Origin of the sequence: Hahella sp. HNIBRBA332, assembly GCF_030719035.1 — a bacterium.
Lineage (GTDB): Bacteria > Pseudomonadota > Gammaproteobacteria > Pseudomonadales > Oleiphilaceae > Hahella.
Genome location: NZ_CP132203.1, coordinates 709,530 through 731,904, shown reverse-complemented (window position 1 = coordinate 731,904; position 22,375 = coordinate 709,530). Strand labels below are relative to the sequence as shown.

At 50.8% G+C, this 22,375-nt stretch carries 21 protein-coding genes and 1 tRNA gene; 6 read left to right on the top strand and 16 right to left on the bottom strand.

Annotated elements, in window-relative coordinates; translation table 11 throughout:
• Positions 1-191: 191 nt before the first annotated feature.
• From O5O45_RS03545 to arsS, 3 genes are read right to left on the bottom strand one after another with little or no spacing between them, the layout of a single operon-like run.
• Positions 192-854, bottom strand: a complete 663-nt coding sequence (locus O5O45_RS03545) for a TIGR04282 family arsenosugar biosynthesis glycosyltransferase (protein WP_305903904.1) — start codon at positions 852-854, stop codon at positions 192-194.
• The gene (locus tag O5O45_RS03540; protein ID WP_305903903.1) at positions 847-1,542 is read right to left on the bottom strand and encodes a TIGR04283 family arsenosugar biosynthesis glycosyltransferase; all 696 of its coding nucleotides are present in this window, start codon (positions 1,540-1,542) and stop codon (positions 847-849) included. The genes O5O45_RS03545 and O5O45_RS03540 overlap by 8 nt, the downstream gene beginning before the upstream one ends.
• Complete coding sequence (gene arsS / locus O5O45_RS03535) at positions 1,539-2,501, bottom strand: arsenosugar biosynthesis radical SAM (seleno)protein ArsS (RefSeq protein ID WP_305903902.1); 963 nt, start codon at positions 2,499-2,501, stop codon at positions 1,539-1,541. The genes O5O45_RS03540 and arsS overlap by 4 nt, the downstream gene beginning before the upstream one ends.
• 161 nt (positions 2,502-2,662) lie before the next feature.
• Between arsS and O5O45_RS03530 the strand changes: the two genes are divergently transcribed.
• The 4 genes from O5O45_RS03530 (at position 2,663) to O5O45_RS03515 (ending at position 5,262) form a co-directional block, all read left to right on the top strand.
• Positions 2,663-2,739 (top strand) — tRNA-Arg (locus tag O5O45_RS03530).
• A gap of 410 nt (positions 2,740-3,149) precedes the next feature.
• Complete coding sequence (locus O5O45_RS03525) at positions 3,150-3,665, top strand: hypothetical protein (RefSeq protein ID WP_305903901.1); 516 nt, start codon at positions 3,150-3,152, stop codon at positions 3,663-3,665.
• Positions 3,666-3,706: 41 nt separating this feature from the next.
• Complete coding sequence (locus O5O45_RS03520; RefSeq protein WP_305903900.1) at positions 3,707-4,585, top strand: hypothetical protein; 879 nt, start codon at positions 3,707-3,709, stop codon at positions 4,583-4,585.
• A gap of 209 nt (positions 4,586-4,794) precedes the next feature.
• Positions 4,795-5,262, top strand: a complete 468-nt coding sequence (locus O5O45_RS03515) for a GNAT family N-acetyltransferase (RefSeq protein WP_305903899.1) — start codon at positions 4,795-4,797, stop codon at positions 5,260-5,262.
• Between the two features lie 72 nt (positions 5,263-5,334).
• Here the strand turns inward: O5O45_RS03515 and O5O45_RS03510 are convergent, their stop codons facing one another.
• Both O5O45_RS03510 and O5O45_RS03505 read right to left on the bottom strand, forming a co-directional pair.
• Positions 5,335-7,731, bottom strand: a complete 2,397-nt coding sequence (locus O5O45_RS03510; RefSeq protein WP_305903898.1) for a DNRLRE domain-containing protein — start codon at positions 7,729-7,731, stop codon at positions 5,335-5,337.
• A 668-nt stretch (positions 7,732-8,399) separates the two neighbouring features.
• Positions 8,400-8,987 (bottom strand): PEP-CTERM sorting domain-containing protein, encoded by a 588-nt coding sequence (locus tag O5O45_RS03505; protein WP_305903897.1) that lies wholly within the window; start codon positions 8,985-8,987, stop codon positions 8,400-8,402.
• A gap of 874 nt (positions 8,988-9,861) precedes the next feature.
• Between O5O45_RS03505 and O5O45_RS03500 the strand changes: the two genes are divergently transcribed.
• The gene (locus tag O5O45_RS03500) at positions 9,862-10,380 is read left to right on the top strand and encodes a GNAT family N-acetyltransferase (protein ID WP_305903896.1); all 519 of its coding nucleotides are present in this window, start codon (positions 9,862-9,864) and stop codon (positions 10,378-10,380) included.
• Between the two features lie 9 nt (positions 10,381-10,389).
• On the opposite strand, the gene O5O45_RS03495 is transcribed toward O5O45_RS03500, so the two are convergent.
• Positions 10,390-11,199, bottom strand: coding sequence for a lipase family protein (locus tag O5O45_RS03495; protein WP_305903895.1), 810 nt, complete (start codon positions 11,197-11,199; stop codon positions 10,390-10,392).
• A gap of 99 nt (positions 11,200-11,298) precedes the next feature.
• Positions 11,299-12,267 (bottom strand): hypothetical protein, encoded by a 969-nt coding sequence (locus O5O45_RS03490; protein ID WP_305903894.1) that lies wholly within the window; start codon positions 12,265-12,267, stop codon positions 11,299-11,301.
• 127 nt (positions 12,268-12,394) lie between these two features.
• On the opposite strand from O5O45_RS03490, the gene O5O45_RS03485 reads away from it, so the two are divergent.
• The gene (locus O5O45_RS03485; protein ID WP_305903893.1) at positions 12,395-12,868 is read left to right on the top strand and encodes an Lrp/AsnC family transcriptional regulator; all 474 of its coding nucleotides are present in this window, start codon (positions 12,395-12,397) and stop codon (positions 12,866-12,868) included.
• Positions 12,869-12,936: 68 nt separating this feature from the next.
• Here the strand turns inward: O5O45_RS03485 and O5O45_RS03480 are convergent, their stop codons facing one another.
• The 9 genes from O5O45_RS03480 to O5O45_RS03440 form a co-directional block, all read right to left on the bottom strand.
• Entirely contained in the window at positions 12,937-13,797 is an 861-nt protein-coding gene (locus O5O45_RS03480; protein ID WP_305903892.1) for a CAP domain-containing protein, read from the bottom strand.
• Positions 13,798-13,906: 109 nt separating this feature from the next.
• Positions 13,907-14,614, bottom strand: coding sequence for a metallophosphoesterase (locus O5O45_RS03475; protein WP_305903891.1), 708 nt, complete (start codon positions 14,612-14,614; stop codon positions 13,907-13,909).
• A 109-nt stretch (positions 14,615-14,723) separates the two neighbouring features.
• Entirely contained in the window at positions 14,724-16,685 is a 1,962-nt protein-coding gene (locus O5O45_RS03470) for a methyl-accepting chemotaxis protein (protein ID WP_305903890.1), read from the bottom strand.
• 173 nt (positions 16,686-16,858) lie between these two features.
• Positions 16,859-18,634 carry an alkaline phosphatase D family protein gene (locus O5O45_RS03465; protein ID WP_305903889.1) on the bottom strand — a complete coding sequence of 592 codons (1,776 nt, stop codon included), beginning with the start codon at positions 18,632-18,634 and terminating at the stop codon, positions 16,859-16,861.
• A 147-nt stretch (positions 18,635-18,781) separates the two neighbouring features.
• Complete coding sequence (locus O5O45_RS03460; RefSeq protein ID WP_305903888.1) at positions 18,782-19,474, bottom strand: DUF6882 domain-containing protein; 693 nt, start codon at positions 19,472-19,474, stop codon at positions 18,782-18,784.
• Between the two features lie 24 nt (positions 19,475-19,498).
• Positions 19,499-19,798: a hypothetical protein gene (locus O5O45_RS03455; protein WP_305903887.1), complete on the bottom strand. Its 300-nt coding sequence runs from the start codon at positions 19,796-19,798 to the stop codon at positions 19,499-19,501.
• A 349-nt stretch (positions 19,799-20,147) separates the two neighbouring features.
• Positions 20,148-20,537 (bottom strand): hypothetical protein, encoded by a 390-nt coding sequence (locus tag O5O45_RS03450; RefSeq protein WP_305903886.1) that lies wholly within the window; start codon positions 20,535-20,537, stop codon positions 20,148-20,150.
• Between the two features lie 22 nt (positions 20,538-20,559).
• Entirely contained in the window at positions 20,560-21,066 is a 507-nt protein-coding gene (locus tag O5O45_RS03445; protein ID WP_305903885.1) for a hypothetical protein, read from the bottom strand.
• An 856-nt stretch (positions 21,067-21,922) separates the two neighbouring features.
• Positions 21,923-22,318: a diacylglycerol kinase gene (locus tag O5O45_RS03440; protein WP_305903884.1), complete on the bottom strand. Its 396-nt coding sequence runs from the start codon at positions 22,316-22,318 to the stop codon at positions 21,923-21,925.
• Positions 22,319-22,375: the final 57 nt, after the last annotated feature.

The following is a 22,375-nucleotide window of genomic DNA, read 5'->3' as shown; positions in this document are numbered from 1 at the left end:
GCCCGCCAAACACTATGCGTGTCTTGCACTGAGCTTAGCGCCGACACGCGTATATCTGCTACGTGAGCGCTTCCAGCTTCTCACTACCTATACATGAAATGTAGCTGTACGGGCCTTAAATTCAAGGAGGGATAGCAATTAGATTCTTTAATAATCAAGCAAGTAGCGGAACAAAAACTGCTCAATACAGATTAGTCAAGGCAAGACTGCGAACGTTCTTCCTGCTGGCGCCAGCGAAGGTAGTCAGAGTAGTTATCAACATCCCAGGAGACAGGAAGAAGCTGATGGCTCAGGCCCGCATCGGTTACTCGCGCAATTGTTGCCTGTAGAACCGTGTCAACGCCCCAAGCCATGTCATTGAGAGATAGCGAGGTAAGATTGCGCGCGCCAATCAACACATACCCACCATCTTCCGCCGGCCCGAGCACCACATCAGAGTGATCCAGCGCCATCATCGCCTGGCGCAAATAGTCTGGTGTGATAACCGGGCAGTCGCTTCCCACCAATAACGTCTTTTGGGATTGCCTTAGTCCCTGCGCCAAAGCCTGACTCATGCGTTCTCCCAGATCCGCGCCCTCTTGATAGCGGATCATCAGCTTCCTGGCCTGCGCCATGTGCGAGGGTTCCACCGTCGCAATCAGAAAGCGTTGCATGGCGTCGGCGTCATCCCAATGGGCGTCCCACCACAACTCTACCGGGCCAAGGTCGGATTCAAGCAAGACATTCAGCGTTTTGCGCAAAAGGGCTTCATGCACATCCAGCGCCCGCGCTGCGCCCAATTCCGGGATCAAACGCGTCTTCACCAACCCGGCGATGGGTCGCTTGGCGAACTGAATCAGGCAGCACTCAGACATTTCCCGGCCTCCCGTAGTAACGACGAAACAGCTTATCAGGAGCAACGCCGAGCCAATACTCAAAACGCAATCGCCACATCAGAAAGATGGTTTTCCAAACGCCATGTACTTCCCAGCGCCGACTGGAGGTAATTACCCTGGCGCGGATGCAGTATGGCTTGCTCTGACGTCGTAGTCGCTTGCAGATTTCGACGTCCTCCATCAACGGAATGCGCGCATAGCCGCCAAGTCGCTGAAAAGCCGCCTTACGAATAAAGATCGCCTGATCTCCCGTCGCAACCGACGTGATGCGGGAACGCAGATTAATCAGGGTTTCCACCACGCGAAACATAAATCTTCGTCCAGATAACCTTACATCAAAGCGCCCCCAGTCAGCATTGGACGCGACAAACGCAGTCAGTTGCGCGACCGCGTCTTGAGGCAATTGCGTATCCGCATGCAGAAACAGCAAGACTTCTCCGCTGGCGCTCTCGGCGCCGTTGTTCATTTGCGCCGCACGTCCTGGAGTGCTGACAATAATTTTATCCACTCTCGGTTCGGCGAGAGACACCGTCTCGTCACGACTGCCGCCATCAGAAAGAATAAGCTCCCACCCTGCTTCGCGCAGCGGTTGCAATACCCGTAAAAAAGCCGAAATGGATTCGGCTTCGTTCAAAGTAGGAATGATGACGCTGACGGGTATGCTCAATCCAGCGCGCCTCCACAACTGCTGCCCTGACCAGCGGTGCAGCCATAACAATGATCCGCTGTGGCGATAACGGAACCGTCCAGATTCTCGGCCATCAAGTCCCGAAGATGCACTTTGGGCTTGTCTGACGCAATCAAGGGAATATCCAGCATCTGGTTGAAGTCGCAATCGTACACATATCCTTGCCAATCCACGCTGATCAACGTCCGGCACATCACCGAATGTAAGTTATGTTCGGAATAGGATGCGTGCAGCAGTTGCATATATTCATTGAACTGCCCTTTCGATAACAGAACACTGCCAAAGCGACTGATTGGCATGTTGGTCAGCACGAATAGCTGATTGAACTCAATACCGTGATGCTCCAACAGCTCGCGCTTATAGTCCGCCTCCAGTTTTTCCTGGGCTGGCGGTAAGAAAGGACCTCCGGGGTTGTAAACCAGATTAAGGGTTAACCCGCTTCCCTCGCGCCCGTACCCTAAAGCGTTCAGCTTTTTCAGCGCGGAAATGCTCTCGTGGTAAACACCCTTGCCACGCTGTTTGTCCACATTCTGTTCTGCATAACACGGCAGCGACGCCACAACTTCAACGCTTTGCTCCGCCAGGAAATCACCCAAATCCTCTTGTCCGTCTTCATGCATGATGGTGAGATTACAACGGTCCATGACTTTCACGCCCATCCCCCGCGCTTCCGTCACCAGAGAACGAAAGTAAGGGTTCATCTCCGGCGCGCCGCCAGTGAGATCCAGCACTTTGATTTTCTTTACTGAGATAAACTCAAGCACATCCGCAATTACCGTCTCCGTCATCATCTCGGTTCTGGTGGGACCGGCGGCGACATGGCAGTGCGTGCAGCTAAGATTACACTTGTACCCCAAGTTGACCTGCAGGGTCTCCAGGGTTCCGCGAGTGACCGCGGGAAAGTTGGAAACCATCAACATCGGCCGTACATCTAACATCAGGGGCTCCTTACAGCGGGGTCATGTGTCTATAAGAGTAATAGACAGCCGCCGCACTGGAAAGTTTCCCAACTGGAACAAACCACGCAAACGCGCTGCCCACTTGGAAAATAGAGGGTTGAGAGAAAGGTTCAATGCCGCTATTATTTAGCGCTCTTGACGCCCTGGTGGCACAGCTGGATAGCGCGTCCCCCTCCTAAGGGGAAGGTCGCAGGTTCGAATCCTGCCCAGGGCGCCACCCCGCCTAGCTCGATACTACAAAAACCACCCAAAACCCTTTAATCCTGCGGCATTTCAGCGATTTTAACGTGCGGCTAATATTCACTCAAAAGCCCATTTTATACCGCTTTTCTACGCAGGTTTACGCCAAATTTACGCCACAATTACGCCCAAAATAGTGTTGAATTAGAGGCTTCAATAGTCATTATCAAAGAGTACAACACACCAGCTATGTCGATGTGTGTATAAACCGTCTACATGTACTCACTATAACGGACAGCGATGCTCAAGCTTAGAAATAGGCAAACTCCTGTCAGCCGCTAATACGTAGTATTACTTAAAATCACACCATAATTTCCGTATCGGTACGCAATTAACTTCGAGAAGAAATTTTATAAGATCTCCATTATTGTCTCGGAGGCTGCCAAATTGTGTGCACCAAAACCAACCCTGATGTCAGATTTATGCCCCAAATCTACCGAAAGCTGTGTATACAGAACACAAACTTCCGGCTGCAACTTAATTGATAACAGTGACCACTTCAAAAGAATTATTGGGCTGCTAACTAATTATTTAGTAGTTAAGGACCCTTTTCTTCTGGCGGCTTCCGTGCAGAAAACGCTTTCTTTTTATGATATTCCAGCCTACATATTTAGGCTATCTATCAGTAAAAACACATGGATATTCTCTGATGGAGACTACCTATTACTATCCGATGTAGAAGATATATCAGAGGCTGCATTAGAATCCCCTCATGTCATTTTTCACGAGAATTACTGGATCAACGTCAATAAGCATTTCACGTTTAAGATGCTTGTTGACGCTAATGAGAGAGAGCGCTATATGGAGCCGCTTTTTCTATTGGCCGAGACCGTTAACTCAATCGCCGATTCCATGGCTCAAGAAGAGGCATTAACAATCCAAAAGCAGTCATTTTTCGTATAAGCATACGCCCTGTTTATCCGTTGAAATAAGGTACTACGTTTATGCTCCACTTATTTACACCAAGCAATAAATCATCTTCCTTAGATAATCACGAGGCGCCAGTCATAAACAAAAAAAAGAGAAAGCAAAACACTGACAAGCTCTCCGAACTGGAGAAAAAATATACAGACCTTGAAGAAGCCAATAGAGAGCTGTCTCACCTTTTAATGGATCAAATGCGGTCTAATAGCTCTTTAGGCAATATTATCGCTCTGTTTGAAAGATGCAGTCATGAGAGCGCGCCATTAAGCGTTGGCGCACATATTCAAGAGGCGCTTGCTTGCTATGATTTCGAGTATTGCTTCCTGGTTAACTGGCCAGAGCAACACTACCTTTTCTCTCATGATGGCTTCATCACTGACTTGCAGGCGAAAATAATCACCCACTTGACGCTGCAGAGAGACAGAATCATACGATTTAATAATAAAACTCTCATTAATTACCCTTATTTCGCTATCTGTCTAACCCTGCTGGATGACAGTAAATTGGATGACCTGACTCGTCTGTCGCAGGTATGCGACTATATTATTGAAAACTTAGCAAAGAGCAGCCGCGATAAAATCGTCAAACGCCGTCTTAGTCAAAAAGCATTGTCCGACACCATTGAGCTTTTAGATAACATCATGGATATAGAGAACACATGCAATAATTGCACAATGGATTGCTTTTCGGATTTTAGATGGACAATTCAAAGCACCATTATAGGCATGGACTTGGCTCCTGAAGATGAAGAAAGAATTACCTATGTACTGGAGCAACTCCTTGAGCAGTTTGAACAAAGGCAGGTATCTACCAGAACTATAGACAAATATCTTCGTCGAGCTAAATGCAATCTATTACATCTCGACTCTGAAGATAAGCTTGATGCAAGCGAGCCCTGAGTTACTCACCTCTCGAAAAGACTCAAATCACCCGACGCATGATACCGAAAGGTCGCTATACAACCTGACCGGCGCAAAGATCGGGGTCATAGCTTACTTATTATCCACTTATTGCAATGATTTCTCGTTCCCCTTGAAACTCCCTCTAATGATTTGAAAAACATCATTAAAGTCAGTATCTTTCATGCTCACTAAACGGAGTTATACCTATGCCTGAAACTTCCCGCCTACCTTCTTCAACACTGCAACTCTGTCAGGTCGAAGCTCACGAATACCCGGAAATCGTCGATGTCTGGGAATCCTCCGTAAGGGCCACCCATGACTTTTTATCAGAGGAAGATATTCAGTTCTTCAAGCCGCTGATACTGAATGACTACCTGGAGGCGGTAAATCTGAGATCCCTCAAGAATGTGGAGGGAAAAATACTAGGCTTTGTGGGCGTCGCGGATAGAAATATCGAGATGCTCTTCGTCGCCGCTGAAGCTCGCGGAACAGGTGTAGGCGGATGTTTGTTGCGACATGCGATTGATGAGCTACAAGCCATTAAGGTCGATGTAAATGAACAAAACCCACAGGCTGTGGGCTTTTATGAACGCTTCGGTTTTTGTATTGTCGGACGCTCCCCCACCGACGGGATGGGTAAGCCTTTTCCTTTGTTGCATATGAAACTCTCATAAATTATAGATTCAGCAATGGATGCCCTGGACTTTATAAAGCCCAGGGCGGTACGTACTTAAGCTGAAGGCATATTATTTTATGAAGTAGAAAAGCTCATTTTGCTCGTTATAAGACACGCCAGATGAGTATGGCCATACATCAAACTTCACACTTGAGTGCTGATAAAGCGCCGCACCAGCATTTGTGTTTCCAGAGTAGTTTGGATTAGGAATCACTATCATTGAGTAGTCTGAACCCGCGTGATTACAATCAACTTCTTCATTGTGCCAAATCGTGGCGGCTTTAAATGAAGGATTGTAGTCACTCTTTTCACTCAGACTACCTGCATCTTGTAGCGGCAAGCAGTTACCTGATTCAAGTTTTTCCTTACTTATGGTTGAAACTCTGCCATATTCATCAATAAACATCATACCAACGCTCATATTGTCGTGCAGTTGGCTCCATGCGCCTGAATTAACGACCCCTATGTCCGACGAAGATAGACTGTCAACAACAGGTATACCAGACATGCCATCGGTTAGATGAGCCACCAAAGTCCAACCGCCACCGTTAGTTTCCATATCACAGTATGCGTCAAACGACGTCAACGGCCCATCACTATCGGGGTCAATAGCGTACATGCCGCTGGCGGCGCCAGGGTTTGTCGACAGAATTGCATTACATGAGACGCCTCCGCCGACAGGAACCGGCGCTATGCTTGAATGTGCGACGATAATAAAGTGAGCGCTCAAACCTGAACTATTTCCGGTCACTAACGCGCCAGAGGAGTCAACATGACTGAAAGTAACGCTATCAGGCGTTAGCTGGTTGATAGTAATCGCGTCGCCGGTTCCCCCAATCGATGCTTGCATCGTGGCGACAAAGGAGACGGACTCAGTATTCAGGTTGTGTGTCAACTCGAACTGCCCATCGCTGACCTCGTTTAATGCCCAGCCGCTGGGGATCGCTGAACTCCCTGACGCATCCAGGTTAATAAGCCCGGCAAATACATTGGAGGCGATTCCGGCTGACCCAGGCTCACCTTTTTCACCTTGAGGCCCCTGTGGACCGGCCGGACCCACTTCGCCTTGGGGGCCAGCAGGTCCAGCATCCCCCTGGGGACCTTGTGGTCCTACCGGCCCAGTGACTCCTTGGGGTCCTTGCGCTCCAGTTTCACCTCGCAAGCCTTGTGGTCCCTGAGGACCGACTTCACCCTGCTCTCCCTGCGACCCTTGAACTCCAGCAGGTCCAGCTGCCCCCTGAGGACCTACTGGTCCAGCAATACCTTGGGGACCTTGAGGCCCTGTCTCGCCTTGCGGCCCCTGTGGTCCTGTTAGGCCGGTCTCACCTTGCGCCCCTTGCGGGCCGGCCGGACCTGCAACGCCCTGCGGTCCTTTAATATTTAGCGCCAATGACCATCCCGCACTTAGCTTTTCGTAGACGTCGCCATTACTCTTATCCAAATACAGATCGCTTTCCACGCCCAATGATGCAGAAGGCGCACCTGATCCTGTATGCCATTTTGAAGCGACGCCGCCTCCGCCAAGCTCTTTCAGATATAAAAAGCTGGCCTGGGTCACCGCATAATTGGCGGCGTTGCCTGAGTTATCCAGAATCCCCGCCTGCAACAAGTGCACGCCTTCAGTCAAACCAGAATAGGTGCAAGTCGCCATATTACGGGCTGCAGAGCACGTCGCCAGGTCAACGCCATCCAACGTCACCACTAACGAACTCAAATCGACGCCAACGTCATCTGAGTAGTGAATGACAAAAGAAGTGGGGTCGGAATCTATAAGAATCGGAAATGTAGGCGCAGATATTTCTATCGTCGGGGGCAGGTCTACGCCTCCACTGATTGTCACAATCAGCCTCGGCGCTATTGCGCCTTCTTTGGAACTGAAACTTATACCGCCGTCTTTGTCTTCCCGACGTTTCTTTAACGCCCAGCCATAGTTGGACCCTGTCGCCAGCATTTGGGCAACGTCCGTCGTCACGTCAAACTGCACAGAACCACTATTAATGTTCTGAACATCGACGCTATCAGTGGCGGCAGCGCTGAAGCCTCCGCCGTCCCAACCGCAAACCAAAGCGCTGGCGCAACGCCACGTCGCCTCACTCTCGCTCCAATCCTCCTGCGCACGATGCAGATCGATCAACGAACCGCCTCCAGCCCAATCATTGCCGTTAAAGTCGACATTCAAAGCCAGCTTGACCGAAGTGATGCTACCGGCGTAATCCGCCAAAGAAGAGAGGTCAAATTTAACCAGCGCACGCTGAACATTGGCTTCTGGAGATAAAGAAAGATAGGGACTGCCGCCCTGGCTGGAATCAGCTAGCTGTTCCTGCAAGACCGTATCCGCAACCGGCTCAAGCACCACCACACCCGCTTGCGCTACAGCAGGTGCAGCGCCAAGCGCTAACGCCATCTTAACGCCCGCCGTCAACTTGCGTCTTTCCCACCAAACCTTCTGGTTTAAATCACCCGCCATGCGCCACTCCCGAATAATGATCAGATAAAGTGACCATTATTTATACAATGGCGTGACAATCAGTTCAGTTACGGCGTTGTTTTGTATCCAATAGGCACTGATGAGAAAAGGACAAGGAGGTAATCGCGGCTTTCATGAGATATATGTAGAAAAACCCAGATATCAATCAAATGGACCTAGATGTGACTTTTTCTCTTTTTTACTGATCTAGAGACAGGAGCAACGGTGTAGCTGACAGCCATTCGAGCAACATCCCATTTTTGCTCGCATTGCTCGCATAGATCAAAGCTTCCACATGGCTTTGTTAAGGACTCCTTCCCACACCCTTCACATCTTTCTGGAGATCTTCGGATTAGTGCATAGACCCCTAAAAACAACAACAAAAACAGAATCATAGCAATTGTGAGCATACTGTCTCCCGGATTACTGCCTGCGTTTTCGACAACTAAGCCATCCAATTACGCTTTACTCGGTTCCGGTCCCTTACCATGAAGTGTAGAACAAAAAACAACCAACCAATACAAGCATGGGGTAATTTTTATTTAAGGAGAGATAAACAGGAGGAGAGACAGATAGAAAAAAGGAACGACGAATAGCCGCTGTTGAGACGAGACTGAAACTTAAAAGGCTTGAGAGTGGGGCTATGTGCGCCCCACTCTGACAGAGAACTAAGCCTTTTCTTTCTTACGGCGCACTGCCACCATTGACACAAGGCCTAAACCTAATAGACCAACCAGAGAAGGCTCATCAACGAAAATATAATAGCCTTTGTCTCCGTACAATTTTGCTTCTTTATACTGATCCGGCGTACATTCAGGCTTATCGCTGCCGGGTTCAGGCATAGGCGCACAACTATCGTCGTGGAACAACATCTCTGAAAAGACAGATGTTACCCTAATCATCCCCAATCCATCCGTGCTATCCAGATAATCTGTTAACAGATCTCTGATTTCGAAGGAGTAATGGTAAACACCGTTTTCTTTCAAGCTATCCCAAGGGCTAGGAAACTGCAGCGGATACGGGTCATCCAGCAGACTTTTCCATGTTCCATCCCTAGACAAATAGTCAAAATTGAAAGCCGTTTCATAAATAAAGACGTTTTTGTCATCAGGTAAGTCATCAATGACTATATCGTAGTCCAAAGTAACACTGGTCGATTCCGGCCAGGGCATACCCCAATGGTTCTTGATATCAACGTAGGACGCCGAAGCGTTCAACGATATTACTGAGAATAATGTCAAAAGAGCAGATTTCATAGTATCTGTCATCCGTGTTGTGTTTTTATAAAAAGCGCACTTGGCTAAAATAACGACAGCGTTAAGGCGTCCATATCGAGCAACCGGATCTCCTTTCAACCGGCATTTTCACCGACTAACTGCAAATACAATCGGAAAAAATAGCGCCATTCTGTCCAATTTTCAGCAATACCCGTAAATTACAACTTTGCTGTCAGGATTGCTATTTCAAACGAATACCTGTTTCCTGTCAACGAGTTAAATTGCATATAAAGTGCAATCTAAGCATGTATTTTCGGACTAGGAACTTCGGAGTATCCAATGCTAATTAAAAGCTACAGAGAGTTATGTAGATATTTCCCGAAGGCATAAAACCTTCGCTTGATCTGGACTACATCACACTCAGAAAGGCTTGGCTCACAGGGGCCGCAAGATAAATATATTTAACAAAGCGTTAACCTGAAAATGCCTGCGCCTCTCCTTAAAAATAAGGATAAAAAGATATAAACACATCCTTTTTCGTCTAAAGCGATAAACAATTACAAATACCGTCAAAACTCCAATTAGGAATGCAAAACCCTAATCTGTTCGAGGCGGATTATAGTTAACCAGAAAACTTATAACTACTAATTATAAAGATAACGCCCAATATAACATCCCAACAACACCCTATTTACGCTCCTGCCATAGGACCAACCTCCCTATAAAACTTCGCTCATCGTCAAACTGAAATTGCAATAGCGCATGTTAAGCCTCTGCTCCCACCTGACGACTCACATCAAGCAACACCAGCACATAAATCTCACCTCCATTAAAAGGCCATTGATTTAATTCCCTTTTTTCGCAAAATCGCCTTTAATAGCGACCTTTTTAAGAAGAGACGCCCGCTGTAACGATGATTGAGACTTCGAGATTAATTCTGCGCCCGATTGAATCCACGGACTTGCCGTTCTTCAAAGACTTCCTTGCCTGCCCTGTATCGACTCGTTTTCTGCCTAACGAAGGTCCTTATTCTCCAGAGCAGATTGCAGGCTACGTACGCAACCGGGTGGAGCATTGGCAGCGTGGATTTGGCTCTTTCATGATCATTTGCAAGTCCAGTACGGAGTATGTGGGTTATGTGGGAGTCGAAGAGAGCTCCTGCCCCGGTTGCTTCGATTTACGTTACGGCGTCGCACGCGCCCATGCAGGGCAAGGGTTCGCCAAGGAGGCTGCGATCGCCTGTATTGAGTATGCGCTGGGGCGGGAGGAGTTCGATCAGGTTTTTGGCGTTGCGAAAGAGGATAACCTGGCCTCGGTCGCCATACTGCAGAAAATCGGCATGACGCCAACTCACCACCACCGACTTTATGAAGCGGACGGGCTGTTAACCTTCGCCATCAGCGCCGCCCGCTTTTATGAGTTATATGACTAATTTCGTTAGTTAGTCTGACTGCGGTTTGTCGGGGTGGTTCAGCGCGTAACTGTAGCAATCTGAGGCGCTATGATTACCCGCCAGCGATCCGTATTGTGCGGTGAAATCGACAGGGATGCCGACATGCTCGTAGAGATCTCGATCCAATACGCCTGGAGGCACTTCTGGCACTAAGTCCGTGGTATTAACGATGCGATAAGTGGGCACGCCGCATTGGTTGTAAGCATTTACAAACTCAGGATCGCCCACGCGCGGGCTGGCAAGATTGTAATGCCGGACATTCACGACGCCGGGCTTATAGCCAGAGTGATTGATAATATCCGGCGTCGCCAGTGTCGAGAGAGATGAGCCGAGGCTATGCCCTCCAATCAAAAGGCTCTTGGGATTATTTACTTGCTGTAACACCTCCAGAATAGCCTGATTCATCGTGCCGTAGAGCTTGAGAAAGCCGTCATGGGCTTTGCCATAGCCAAACACCTGCGGATAAGGACTCTGTCCGGCTTCTGCATCGTCAATCCAGTCGTCCAGAGACTCCGTGCCGCGAAACATCAGATAGACATCTCCCGCATCCGTCCAGGAGACAAAGGCGAAAGGCTCCGAGGTTTTGAAAATCCACAGCATGGTTTCGGCCCCCCAAATGGGCTGGCTATAATTCATCGCCGGCCCTTTCGGGGTCCACTTGAAATGATCTTTATGGGGCTTTTTCTGATCCACCCATTGGTCGTACATGTCGTAGGCGGTATTCACCAGGGTGGCGCAAATTCGCGCGTCTTCCATATGGAAAGGCGCGGGAGGGAAATACATGGGGATGGCGCTCATTCGTATTCTCCTGTGCTCCTTGGAAACAAAAGCCGGCGTGTGTCGAGCCGGCTATTGATTGAGCATAGACCAGAATATGACGCACGCCGTGCAGACAGATTACGCCGCCGCTTCCCGCAGACGTCGATTTAGCGCTGGCAGCCTCGCCAAAACGCCGATCACGACCAATGCGAATAACAAGCGCCCCCACAAAATCGCGGACATATCCGCACCGAGCAACATGATCACCAGCGTGTCTTCAATCAGGCTGTGACAGAGTCCCAGGAAACCGATAGTCAGAAAAATATCCCGACGTGTGAGACGGCCCGAGCGGGCCTCTTCTATCAATAACCCTGCGCCAAAGCTTAATCCCAAAGTGACGCCTATGACGGTCACGTTCGCCGCTTCACGTCCGATTCCCAACACGCGCAGCACCGGAAACAATAATGCGTGCATCCACTTCTCCACGCCCAACCACCGAAGAATGCGCAAGAAAGTAAGCAGTATGACAATAATGAAAAATATGCCGATCAGGGTTTTGATTTGCGCCACCAACCACATATCCGCAGGTCCCTCAGCCGGACGCCACAAGAAATGCGCGGGTTGCTGCAGCAAACCTGTCGCACTGTAAAAAAGATGCAACAAGGCGCCAAGCGCCAGGCCGCCGCCCACTCGAATAGCCAGAGTGGCGCGCCAGCTGACGCCTGCACTCTTGGCGACAGCGCCTTCAACCGGTAACGCATGCCCCACCAACATCATCGCGCCCAGTACGGACACTTGCGCCACCGTCAATGGATCCTGCGCGGTAATATCCACTAACAACGCCATACCGGTGTAGATATTGGTGAGCAACACCGTGGACCAGACCACGCCCATAGACTCCGGCAGCCCTACCAGAGTCATAACGGGAGACAATATCCAGGCCAGCAACTGGGTTCCTCCGGCCATATCCAACAGTTTCACCGCCACCAGAGCAGGAACCGTGACTTTGATCAGGGTCCAATAGACTTTGAAGATACTTTTCGCCAGCTCGACTGATTCCTGCTTTAAACGCGCAAACCAGCTACTGCCAGAGTGTGAGGCGGACATGACATTTCCCTTGAAGCACATTAGTGCCTGCTATTTTAAGAGTTAGATATTTAATTATTTCCTCTCTTTCGCCGGCTTCTTTTCATATAATTCGTTTGTTTATCAATTTATTTAATTTTATTAACTCATGCCGCTAGATCGTATTGATAAGAAAATCCTCTCGCTACTGCAGAACGATTGCAGCCAAACCAATCTCGACCTGGCGGAAAACGTTGGGCTGTCGCCGCCCGCCTGTCTCAAGCGCGTGAAAAAGCTGCGTGAGGAAGGCTATATTCAGAAGCAGGTGGCGATTCTTGACCCGGACGCCTTCGGCGCTTGTCTGCATATGGTGGTGGAAGTAGTGATGGAGCGAGATCGTCTGGATCTGTATCAGCAGTTCCTTAAGAGAGCGACCGCCGCCAGGGAGGTCAAGCAGTGTTACCAAGTCACTGGAGAGGTGGACTTCGTCTTAGTGGTGACAGTGCCCAATATGACCGCCTACGATAAGTTCTGTAATGAAGTACTGTATGCGGAGCCCAATATGCGCAAGTTCCGCACCCTGATCTCCATGCAGAGGCATAAATTCGATACCACGTTGAATCTGGACGCCATCCCCTCCTGACGGAGCCCTGATCGCCAACAAAGACCGCAGCGGCGGCTGCGGTCTGTTTAGCTTAAGAGTCTGGCGGGCTACTGTGCGCCAAAGACGGAGGTCCAATAATGCGGGTAGTCCGCGGTGGAGGTGCTGATTTTTTCAGCCCCAAGCTCTGTATAACTGCTTCTCATTATGTTGGCGCAGTGTCCTGGGCTTTTCAGCCATCCGTCCATGACCTGCTCGACAGAAGAATACCCAGCCGCGATATTCTCGCCGACCGTGCGGTACTCATAACCTTGCGCTCTCACTCTGTCGCCGACGCTGGAGCCGTCAGACCCGGTATGACTGAAGAAGTTATTATCCACCATGTCTTTTGTATGCTTGGTGGCGGCCTTGCCGAGTTTGCAATTCCAAGTCAAGGCAGGCGCTGCGTCGTAATAGACGCCGCCGCAACTGCGCCCCTGGCTGCGGGCCTTATTGTGAGCGGTCAGCAGTTCCAGTTGCACATCTGACGGCCCTTCCCCGCCATCGGCGCATTTCGGATCCGGATCGGGATCGCCGCCGCTATCCGGCACGTACGTGGCTTTCAGAGAAAGACCCGAATATTGATCATAGCCGTGCAACATGATGTGGTAGGTTCCCTGCTCCGGCGGCTTGAAGGTGCAAGTCTCTTTATTGCCCCATTCATAAGGCCGGCAGTCGAAGTCGGATTTGTTGGGCTCGCGATTGAAAGCGACATACATGTCAGCGTCGCCTTGACCGCCCCAGATTTCCACAACCAGACTGAGTGATTTTTCTGCGACGTCAATGGTGTAGAACGCTTCGCCGCCCCTATCGCCGGACAGATTTTCAAGCGTTTCGCCATTTTTAAGGACATCAGCAAGAACAACCGGCGTAGAGCCGAGGAGGAGGATCAGAATAGTAGCGGTGAATACCAAATACAGTCTGTTTTTCATATGCAAATTCCTTTTTTGCTTATTACGCTCATGCGAGCGGCTGTAGTAGCCGCAAACACAAGTTTAGCTCAAAAAACAAACAGATTTAATGCAGGGTCAATAACCGAGACTAGGCGGAAACCTTACCGCGCGCCGCGACCGCTAAGACTTCCATTGCTGACAGGAGGGTTAGCTGGCCGCTCTTCCATAGGGTGTCGATGTAGAGCTGGTTGCCGGCAAGCAGTATGCCCGTATGAGAATTATGGCCGGACACCACTGCGTCGATATTTTTGATAGGCTCCGCCAATGCGGGATTCGTCAGCGCCGACGCAAAACGCGTCCGGCTCCACACGCATTCGTCAATATCGCCTCGTTGCGCCGACGCCATAAAGGTCCAGTCGCTGTTGATCACATCGTTGTGGGTGACGCCAATCAGCCTGTCGCCTTTGCCGGGAACTTCTATCGCCAGCGGACAGGAGTGTTGCAGCAAATGCGCCCATTCAGTCAATTGATCAGTATCATGATTATCCAGCCATTCGCCGCCATTACCGCGTTGCAGGCTGAGATCATATCGATCTTCATATACGAAGGCGCCAATCATCATCCATTCATGATTGCCCAGACAGGCGTGAAACCAGGGCTCATGCAGTAGCTCTATGCAGCGTTCGTTCTCTTCGCCGCGATCAATCAGATCGCCGACGCTGATTAGCCGATCTTGATCGAACTTGAAATCTATCGCCTCCAGGGCTTTCATCAATTCACTGTAGTGACCGTGAATATCTCCCACAAAAAAGTCTATACCAGCGGTATTTGGGGGAAGACGTTTAAAAAGTTCCATGCACATCCTTAAGCTGACAACCAGTCCTTATTTTAGGCTTCTGCAGTCAGGGTTTCTAACATTTATGCGAATTAAGGCGTTTTAACGGATGATGACGGCGCTAGCGCCGTCATACCTTGAAGCTGGCGATGGCGGTTTCCAGTGTATCCGCCAAGGCTTTCAGTTCACTCAGATTGTCGGCGGTCTTCTCGACGCTGCCGTGATTCTGCTCGGCCAGTTGCGCGATTTCATCCACATTTTCGCTGAGCAGTTCGTTGGCCTGAGCCTGTTGTTCGAGAGCCGTGGATATTTCCGTCACAGAGCGGTTGACACTTTCCGACAGGTCGCTGATGGCGGCGATAGTGTCCACCGTCAAGGTCACGCGTCCGGCGCTGCGGGAGGCTTCCTCCACCCCGGAATCCATACGCTTGACGACAGCCAGAGTATCATCTTTGATGCGCTCGATCATATCGGTAATCTCCACTGTCGACGATGCGGTGCGCGCAGCCAGGTTGCGCACTTCGTCCGCCACCACGGCGAATCCACGCCCCTGCTCTCCCGCCCGGGCGGCTTCGATGGCGGCGTTCAACGCCAGCAGATTGGTCTGCTCGGCGATGCCCTTGATGACATTGACGATGGAGTAAATCTGCTCTGACTGCTGCCCCAGGCTCTGTACCGACTTGGCGGAGTCCCCCACAAAATCGCAGAGTCGGCGAATGTCCTCGGACACTTGTTCAACGATATCCTTGCCTTCGCTGGAGCGTTGATTGGACTCCAGCGACAACGATCGCGCCTCACCGGCGCTGGCCACCATTTCATGCAGACTCGCGGCGACTTCCTGCACCGCAGAACTCATGGTCGCAGTAGCATGACTCTGACGGCTGGAGCTGGTGACGATGGCTTCCGTAGTCTGGGTAATTTCCGCGGAGAAAGACAGGATCTTGCTTGCGCTGTCGCTGACTTTGCCGATCAGATCGTGCAGTGCTTTCTGCATATTGCGAATGCCTGCGAGCAAACTCGTCGCATCGCCGTCGTTGATCTTCACTTCCCGGGTCAGATCGCCTGCGGCGATAGCCCGCACGATATCCGCAGCGTATTCCGGTTCGCCGCCCAATTGATTCAATATCCGACGCACTGTCATGACGCTAAAAGCAATCGCCAGCAGTTCAAACAGAATCACTCCCGCCAACAGCCCAAACTTATGAGATGAGAACCCATCAATACGACGTTGCAACATGTCTTTCAACGCAGGCGAAGCTTCTTGAAAAAGCGCCATATTGCCTTCCACCGCGCGCTGCGCTGCAGATTTGAAGCCATTTACGTCAACATTGAGGCTACGACCAGTAATGTTTTTTTCCACGAAGCCAAGAAAATTGCCAATAGCCTGGGTATAGCTATCCACCGCTTTTCCAACAGATTTGGGCATGTCTCCCACCACATTGTTTTCGTAGGCTACTTTGCTGTCGTAGTTCACGCCGTCCAGATCCGACTGCAGCAGTCCAGACAACACAACCATACGGGTTTTATCATCTGCGCTCATCGAACCGCTATTCATCAATCCAATCCCGAACTCTCGCATCTGCGCCAATAAATCCAGACTATTGGGAAGTTTCAGCAACAGCGCATCCATCACGTAGTAGGTATCCAAATCCGGGTCGAGAATCAGGTTGGAGGTATCGCCCGCCCTGGCGATCAGCTCCCGGGTGGCGGCGATCAGTGCGTCCGCTTCCTCTACGCCCGGCTTGGCGCGCGCCTGGCCCCAGGCTTTTTGCAGGTTCGCATATTGCTCCGCCGTTTTAAGCGCTGCGCCGGAACGTTGCTGCTCTTTCTCCAGAGCGGACATGGCTTTCTCAATCCGCGAGACGATTTGCGTCACACTGCTATTGGCGGCGACGGCGACTTTATATTCACCCGCCAGATCCAATAGGTTTTGCAATGGATTGAGATATTCAACGCCGAGGATTTCCTGCGCGCCGAAATTGATGCGGATGTCCATTTCATCGGACAGAAGATAGGTTACCCAAATCAGGGGAAGCAGCAACGCAACGCCAGTTGCGGCCAGCTTCGTACGGAGCTTCATGTTGGCGAACATAAGCGTCTCCCGACCTAAAGGTCTGGCGTTGTTAGGAAGGGTTAACGACCATTCACACCTCCATGGTTTGATAGTCACGTATATTTAAATATTAGCAGTTAGACGCAAAAAGCCCGTTTTCCATGAAGAAAACAGGCTAAAAAATATGCAAAACAAAGTAAATTTATCTGTGCCTAGTAGCCTTGCACCGACTTTTGCGTCATCCAGGGCCAGGCTTCGTATTTACGATAACGCGCCAGCGCTTTGCGCTGCTGCTCGCCGCTATTGAGGTTTTTGTTAACCTTGTAGGCCACCCACTCGCAGTAGCCATCGGTGTATTCAATCGTCGAATAGCCATGGTCTTTGCTGTTGAACATGCGAATATGCGGGTTGGTCAGGCGTACAGCGCCCTCGCTGGTCGCATTCAGCAGAAAGTCTCTCACTTCGTCGTCCGGCGCCTGCGCCAACAGCACATCAAACAGGCCTGCGGACGTCAGCGAGGGCGTCATGAATTCAACGCCAACCTGATTAGAGAAGTTAAACGGATTCAGATCCGCGTAATTCTTCTTCACTTGAGAAGCCATATAAGTGTGTAAGTCCCCAGTCACCACGACGAGATTTTCGATTGAGTTGGACTGCACCTCGTTCATCAGCCATATCCGCTCAGCGTCATATCCGTCCCAGGCGTCAACGTTGAATGGCAGCTTAGCCTTTTCACCCAGGTCAATGCCCAAACGCCCCATGTAGGTTTGGTTGCCCAGCATATTCCAACGCGCTGTTGAGCCCGACATGGAATTGATCAGCCATTCCCGCTGGGTCTCCCCCATCATGCTCTGCTCAGGATTATTCAGATTGCCACAGCCAAAGGGAACGTAACGCCCCAGAAACGCCTCTTCGCCGCATGGATGAGGCGTTCGGTATGTACGCGTGTCCAGCATGTTCAGATTCACCAGATCGCCAAACCGGAATTGCCGATAGATACGCGTATACAAATGCGGATGGGCGCGGCCCTCGTCGATGTCGATACGCGCAGGAATATATTCCGCCCAGGCCCGTTGTGAATCGAGTTTAAGCTGGCGTTTCAAATCGGCGTTATCACCGAATTGCGGATCAGTGCTATAGGGGTGGTCCGGGCATCCCAGCGTGTCCTGTTCGTAATCCCAATAGCAATCGTTACAAGTTTCATGGTCATCAGTGGCGATGATCCAGGTATGGTTCTCCATCGCTTTTTGCAGAAAAGGATCACTCCGATAGGTGCGGTGTAGAAAGCGATAGTCCTCCAGATTCATCGCCACCGGGAAGCCGCTGGGCAGCTCTATTTTACGGTCCTCGAAGGGAAGGTCCTGGTAGCGGGGATCGCCGACGCTCTCGTAAATAAAGTCCCCCAGGTGGGCCACGTAATCAATGCTGTTATCGTCAGCGACGCAGTTCAAAGCGCCGTAGTATCCATTGGTGTAATCCTGACAGGTCAACAACGCGAATTTGACGCTGTCCACAGACTGCCCCACGGCCGCCGCCGTGCGACACCGTCCCGTACGGCTGAATACGCCCCGGTACTGAAAACGGTAGTAGTAATAGCTGTCAGCATCCAACTGGCCATCCAGGTCGATCCTGACGGTATGGTCCCGGTCCGCGCCGAACTGCTCGCCTCGCACTTTGCCTTCCAACGCCAGCAGGGTGAACCCAGGATCAACCGCTACCTGGAACGTCAGGCTTTCGCTGGGATCATATTGCCCGGAACGAATATGAGTCCACAGCATGACGCCGCTGGCGGTGGGATCGCCGGAGGCGACGGACAGGTCAAATACAGCGGAGGGGTCGGTTCGGTTGAGCGGTAAGGGTGCTTTATCTGGATAAGCGGCGCGGCTCAGTCCGGCCAGCGCTTTATCCGCACTGAAAGTAAGCAAGAACGGCGTGGCGGTCCCTGCCGCCATGAGTGACAGAAATTGTCGTCTGTTATAGTCAGGCACTCTGGGTTCCTCTTCTTCGGTTTTTGTTTAATGGTGAAGCCGCCAAAGCGAGACAATGCTAATGAAACACTGTTAAAACTTCGTGAAGGCTTCGTTACCCGAAGAAGAGGATAGTTGGATCCTAAGCGGCCGCCTTACGCCAAGAATTCAATGGCTGGGTGTAATCTGGCGCACGCCGCCCCGCTCGTCAAAGGTTAGCGTGAGTTCGCCGTCAAACCTGGAGCCATAGCAGAAAGAGCCCTCCTCACGCAGCTTGAACCCTTCCTGACGCAGATACTCCAGGACTGGTGTTTTCTGGCGTGCGGAGAGGCGCCGCAACGCCGTTTGCAGCACCCGACAGATAGCATGCAACCCCAATTTGGGCAGGTCGTCGGAGTGCTCCACTAAGACGCAGCCATGCAGCGTTTCCGTGAATTCCCATACATCGAAGACATAGTCATGATTCAATACGCCCGCCGCGATGGAAGACACCACCACAGGCTCCACGGGTTCACAGACGCCTTTGATGACGCCCCAGCTTTCTATTTTAGCGGCCTCCGCCCAGGCCACCAATTGCAGGCTGGCCTGAATCACTGTTTCCGGCAGTGGATTAGGGCTCGCCCAGGCCCAGCAAAACGAGCGACTGCCTGTCGCATAGGTGCCGATGAGCTGAATGCGCCGACGCGTATCGCCATAGCGTGCGACGCCTTCGTAGAGGTTGTACTCCACCGGCGATTCACAGGGGTAAGCAGTTTGTAGCCGTTGATATCGGCTTATCTGGGGCAGCAGGTATAATTCCTTCAGCGAGTCCAAAGTGACCTTCGCTGTCGCGTCCATTCTGAAATAATCCATTTTTTCCATTTTATTTATCCTGACTTTTATAGCTCATACGCTTTTCCCTGGCGTTGAGATCAAACGGTCCACATGATCCAACCACTCTTCAATATCATCGCCTTGCGCTGGTTCAGACGTGCTGGCTGTCTTTAGGGAGGTGGGAATCATGGTTCTAAATAAACAGTTGGGAAGATAATGTTCCTGCTGACGCGCTTGCGCGGATTCAAAAGCGTCAGTGGATTTGTCCGCCGCATCACACGGAGGAATATCGTGCGAATAACACGAAGACAACGGATGAGATATATCGGACGCCATAACGCCCGGCGCGTAGTCGCGTCGTTTACCATTCATTTTTTGCAACTTTCCTTGTAAAAACAATTCCAAATATGGAATTTAACCCCTTTCGCCAACATTTGGCGCCAGTTTTCTAGGGTATGCCAAGTGGATGGATTTAGCCAGTCCTGACTCCCTTACAAGCCTTTAACATAGCGTGAATCAGAATCCCGTTTTTTCAAGTTCCGCATATCGCCAAACCAATAGCGCTTGTAAGCAACGGCGCAGGGATCTGAATGGAAAAAAACCTGGCAGGCGCAGTAGAGGATATGCGTGCGACGCAAGGCGTACTGCAAGGTGAGTATTTCGTGCTTCTACGCTGATTTACATAAAAAGCCCAGCTCTGAGGCCGGGCTGAACTCATCTATTACTGATTAAAGTTAAAGAAAACGCCTGTTAGAATGAAATCACTGCACTTATTGCTATTTCCAGGGCGGAGGATAATAACCCTCCCTCCTTCGCGCAAATCGGTAAGGGCGTTGTAAGCCGTGTCGTACAAGTCGTCACCCTTACTCACATTGCACGCGAAGCTTCTATTGCTCTTTGGGTCCTGTCCGTAAAAGTGAATAGAAGTCCCCGAGCGATGAGCGGAAATTTGCCCGCTGTTCTCCACAGCCTGCTCTCCAATTTGAGCACTCAACATAACAGCATTATTGAGCCAGTCCCCGACCTGCACAGCTCCGTTAGTTTGAGCCATCGCTGTTGATGCGACTGAGCATACCGCCGCCATCATTAATGCTTTGCCTAGTTTTTTCATACAGATATTCCTTTATGATTGCTTACAAGATTGGGGGCGCCTGCATAGTCAGCGCGCCCTGGTTGATCGCCGTGGATATTTCATCCACCAGCGCGTCGTACTGAGCCGGAGTCAGGGTCCGTTTCAGTTCGAACATTCTGCGGTTGTCTTCCTGTCCCCATGCGCCCGCCGATACGGCGCCTTCCACCACAGACAACCCTCGTTGAAAGTTTTCGTCATAAGTGAGCACGGGTCGCTCTTCCTGCACCGTAGAACCGTTATCGGACAGGCTCTGAGTAACCGTCGCAGCGGGAGCGGTGAACTCCCTGTGTTGAGACAACAGCTGCCCCAGTTTGGCGATCTGCAGTTCCAACGCATGCACATCACTGGTGAACTGTGGAGAAGGCTCTGTCACTGCGACTGGCGGTGATTCGTACGCCATAGCCTGTACTGGTTGGGTCTTGGCTTCCTGAGTCCGCGTCCAGAGCAACCCGGTTTGCAGACACTCCAGCACCAAAACGCCTCCGAGCAATACCCAAGTCCGTTTCATTGTCGAAATTCCTCCCATGTTTTCCACGCCATGCTTGAGGCCCTTGAGCTTCAACGCCGCACTGGGTCTCATGTCGTCATGGGTTCAGAATATCCACAAGGGAGAAGCAGAGATTGTAAAAATCCGGCGCCATTGACCTGGACGTCAGAACAGATCAAAGCAACAAAAAGGCGATGTCTGGAGAGGAATCAACAAGAGGGTAAGCAGGGTATTCAGGATAAGAATAGAAACGTCAAAACAGCCAGGGAAGCCCCCGGCATACCGGGCGGCGCTTAGCTGTTTTATCGTTTAGAGAGGTCAGCAGAACCTGGAACTCAGGCGACCCAAAACCAGACTTTGACGCGGGCGCCGGATTCATCTGTGGTCAATTCATACCACCAACGCCCTCATCGCCACGCAATTGAAAAACCGTAGCGAAGAATTTCGTATTGAAGGCGCAGAGCAAATATCCGGGCACCGCCAACGACATAAGCCACGTTGAAGTACCCGCTCCCAGTAGCTTGTTATTGACACGGCAATGATATTGACATGTTAATAACCAGGCGCATGGATGCGGCGGCGCGCCGAGGAAGACAAATAGAAGGAAGCTATTTGTCTTCCTGATTAATAAGTTTGGCCCGAATCAACTCCCCCTCCTGCAAATAACGCACGCTCATCAGAGTTATCTGCAGAGTTTAAAAAACCACGAGCCAAGCAAATCTCAAGAAAACATCAAGGAAATATCAAAGCGAGTAAAGGACGTCTGACGAGGGGGAGGAGGTGAGACAGAAGAGACAGAGGAAGAAGCGAAGAATGCGGACTGCGGGAGACTATAACGAGACGGCCGCATGAACATAACGCCCATGCGGCGAGAGACTTAAATCAGAATGCCAATCCAGGTGAACATAGCCAGACTCAAGGCCACCAGCACCGCTGCGGAGCCCATGTCTTTGGCGCGTCCGCTTAACTCATGACGCTCGGCGCCAATGCGGTCGACCACAGCTTCAATGGCGGAGTTGATCAACTCCACGATCAACACCAGCAAGACGCTGCCGATCATCAATATTCTCTCCACCATTGTGACGGACAAAAACAGCGCCAGAGGGATCAGAATCAAGGCGGCGACCATTTCCTGACGGATAGCGGACTCATTTCGCCAAGCGGCTCGCAGCCCGTTTATCGAATAACCCGTCGCCAGAATAATGCGTTTTAGGCCAGTGGCGCCTTTGGGCTGGCTAGAAGAAGAGGAAAGATTATCGGACGAATCGGTCATGGGACTGATGGCTCCTGACTGCTGAATACTCACTACTGAATGCGGTGACAGTATAAT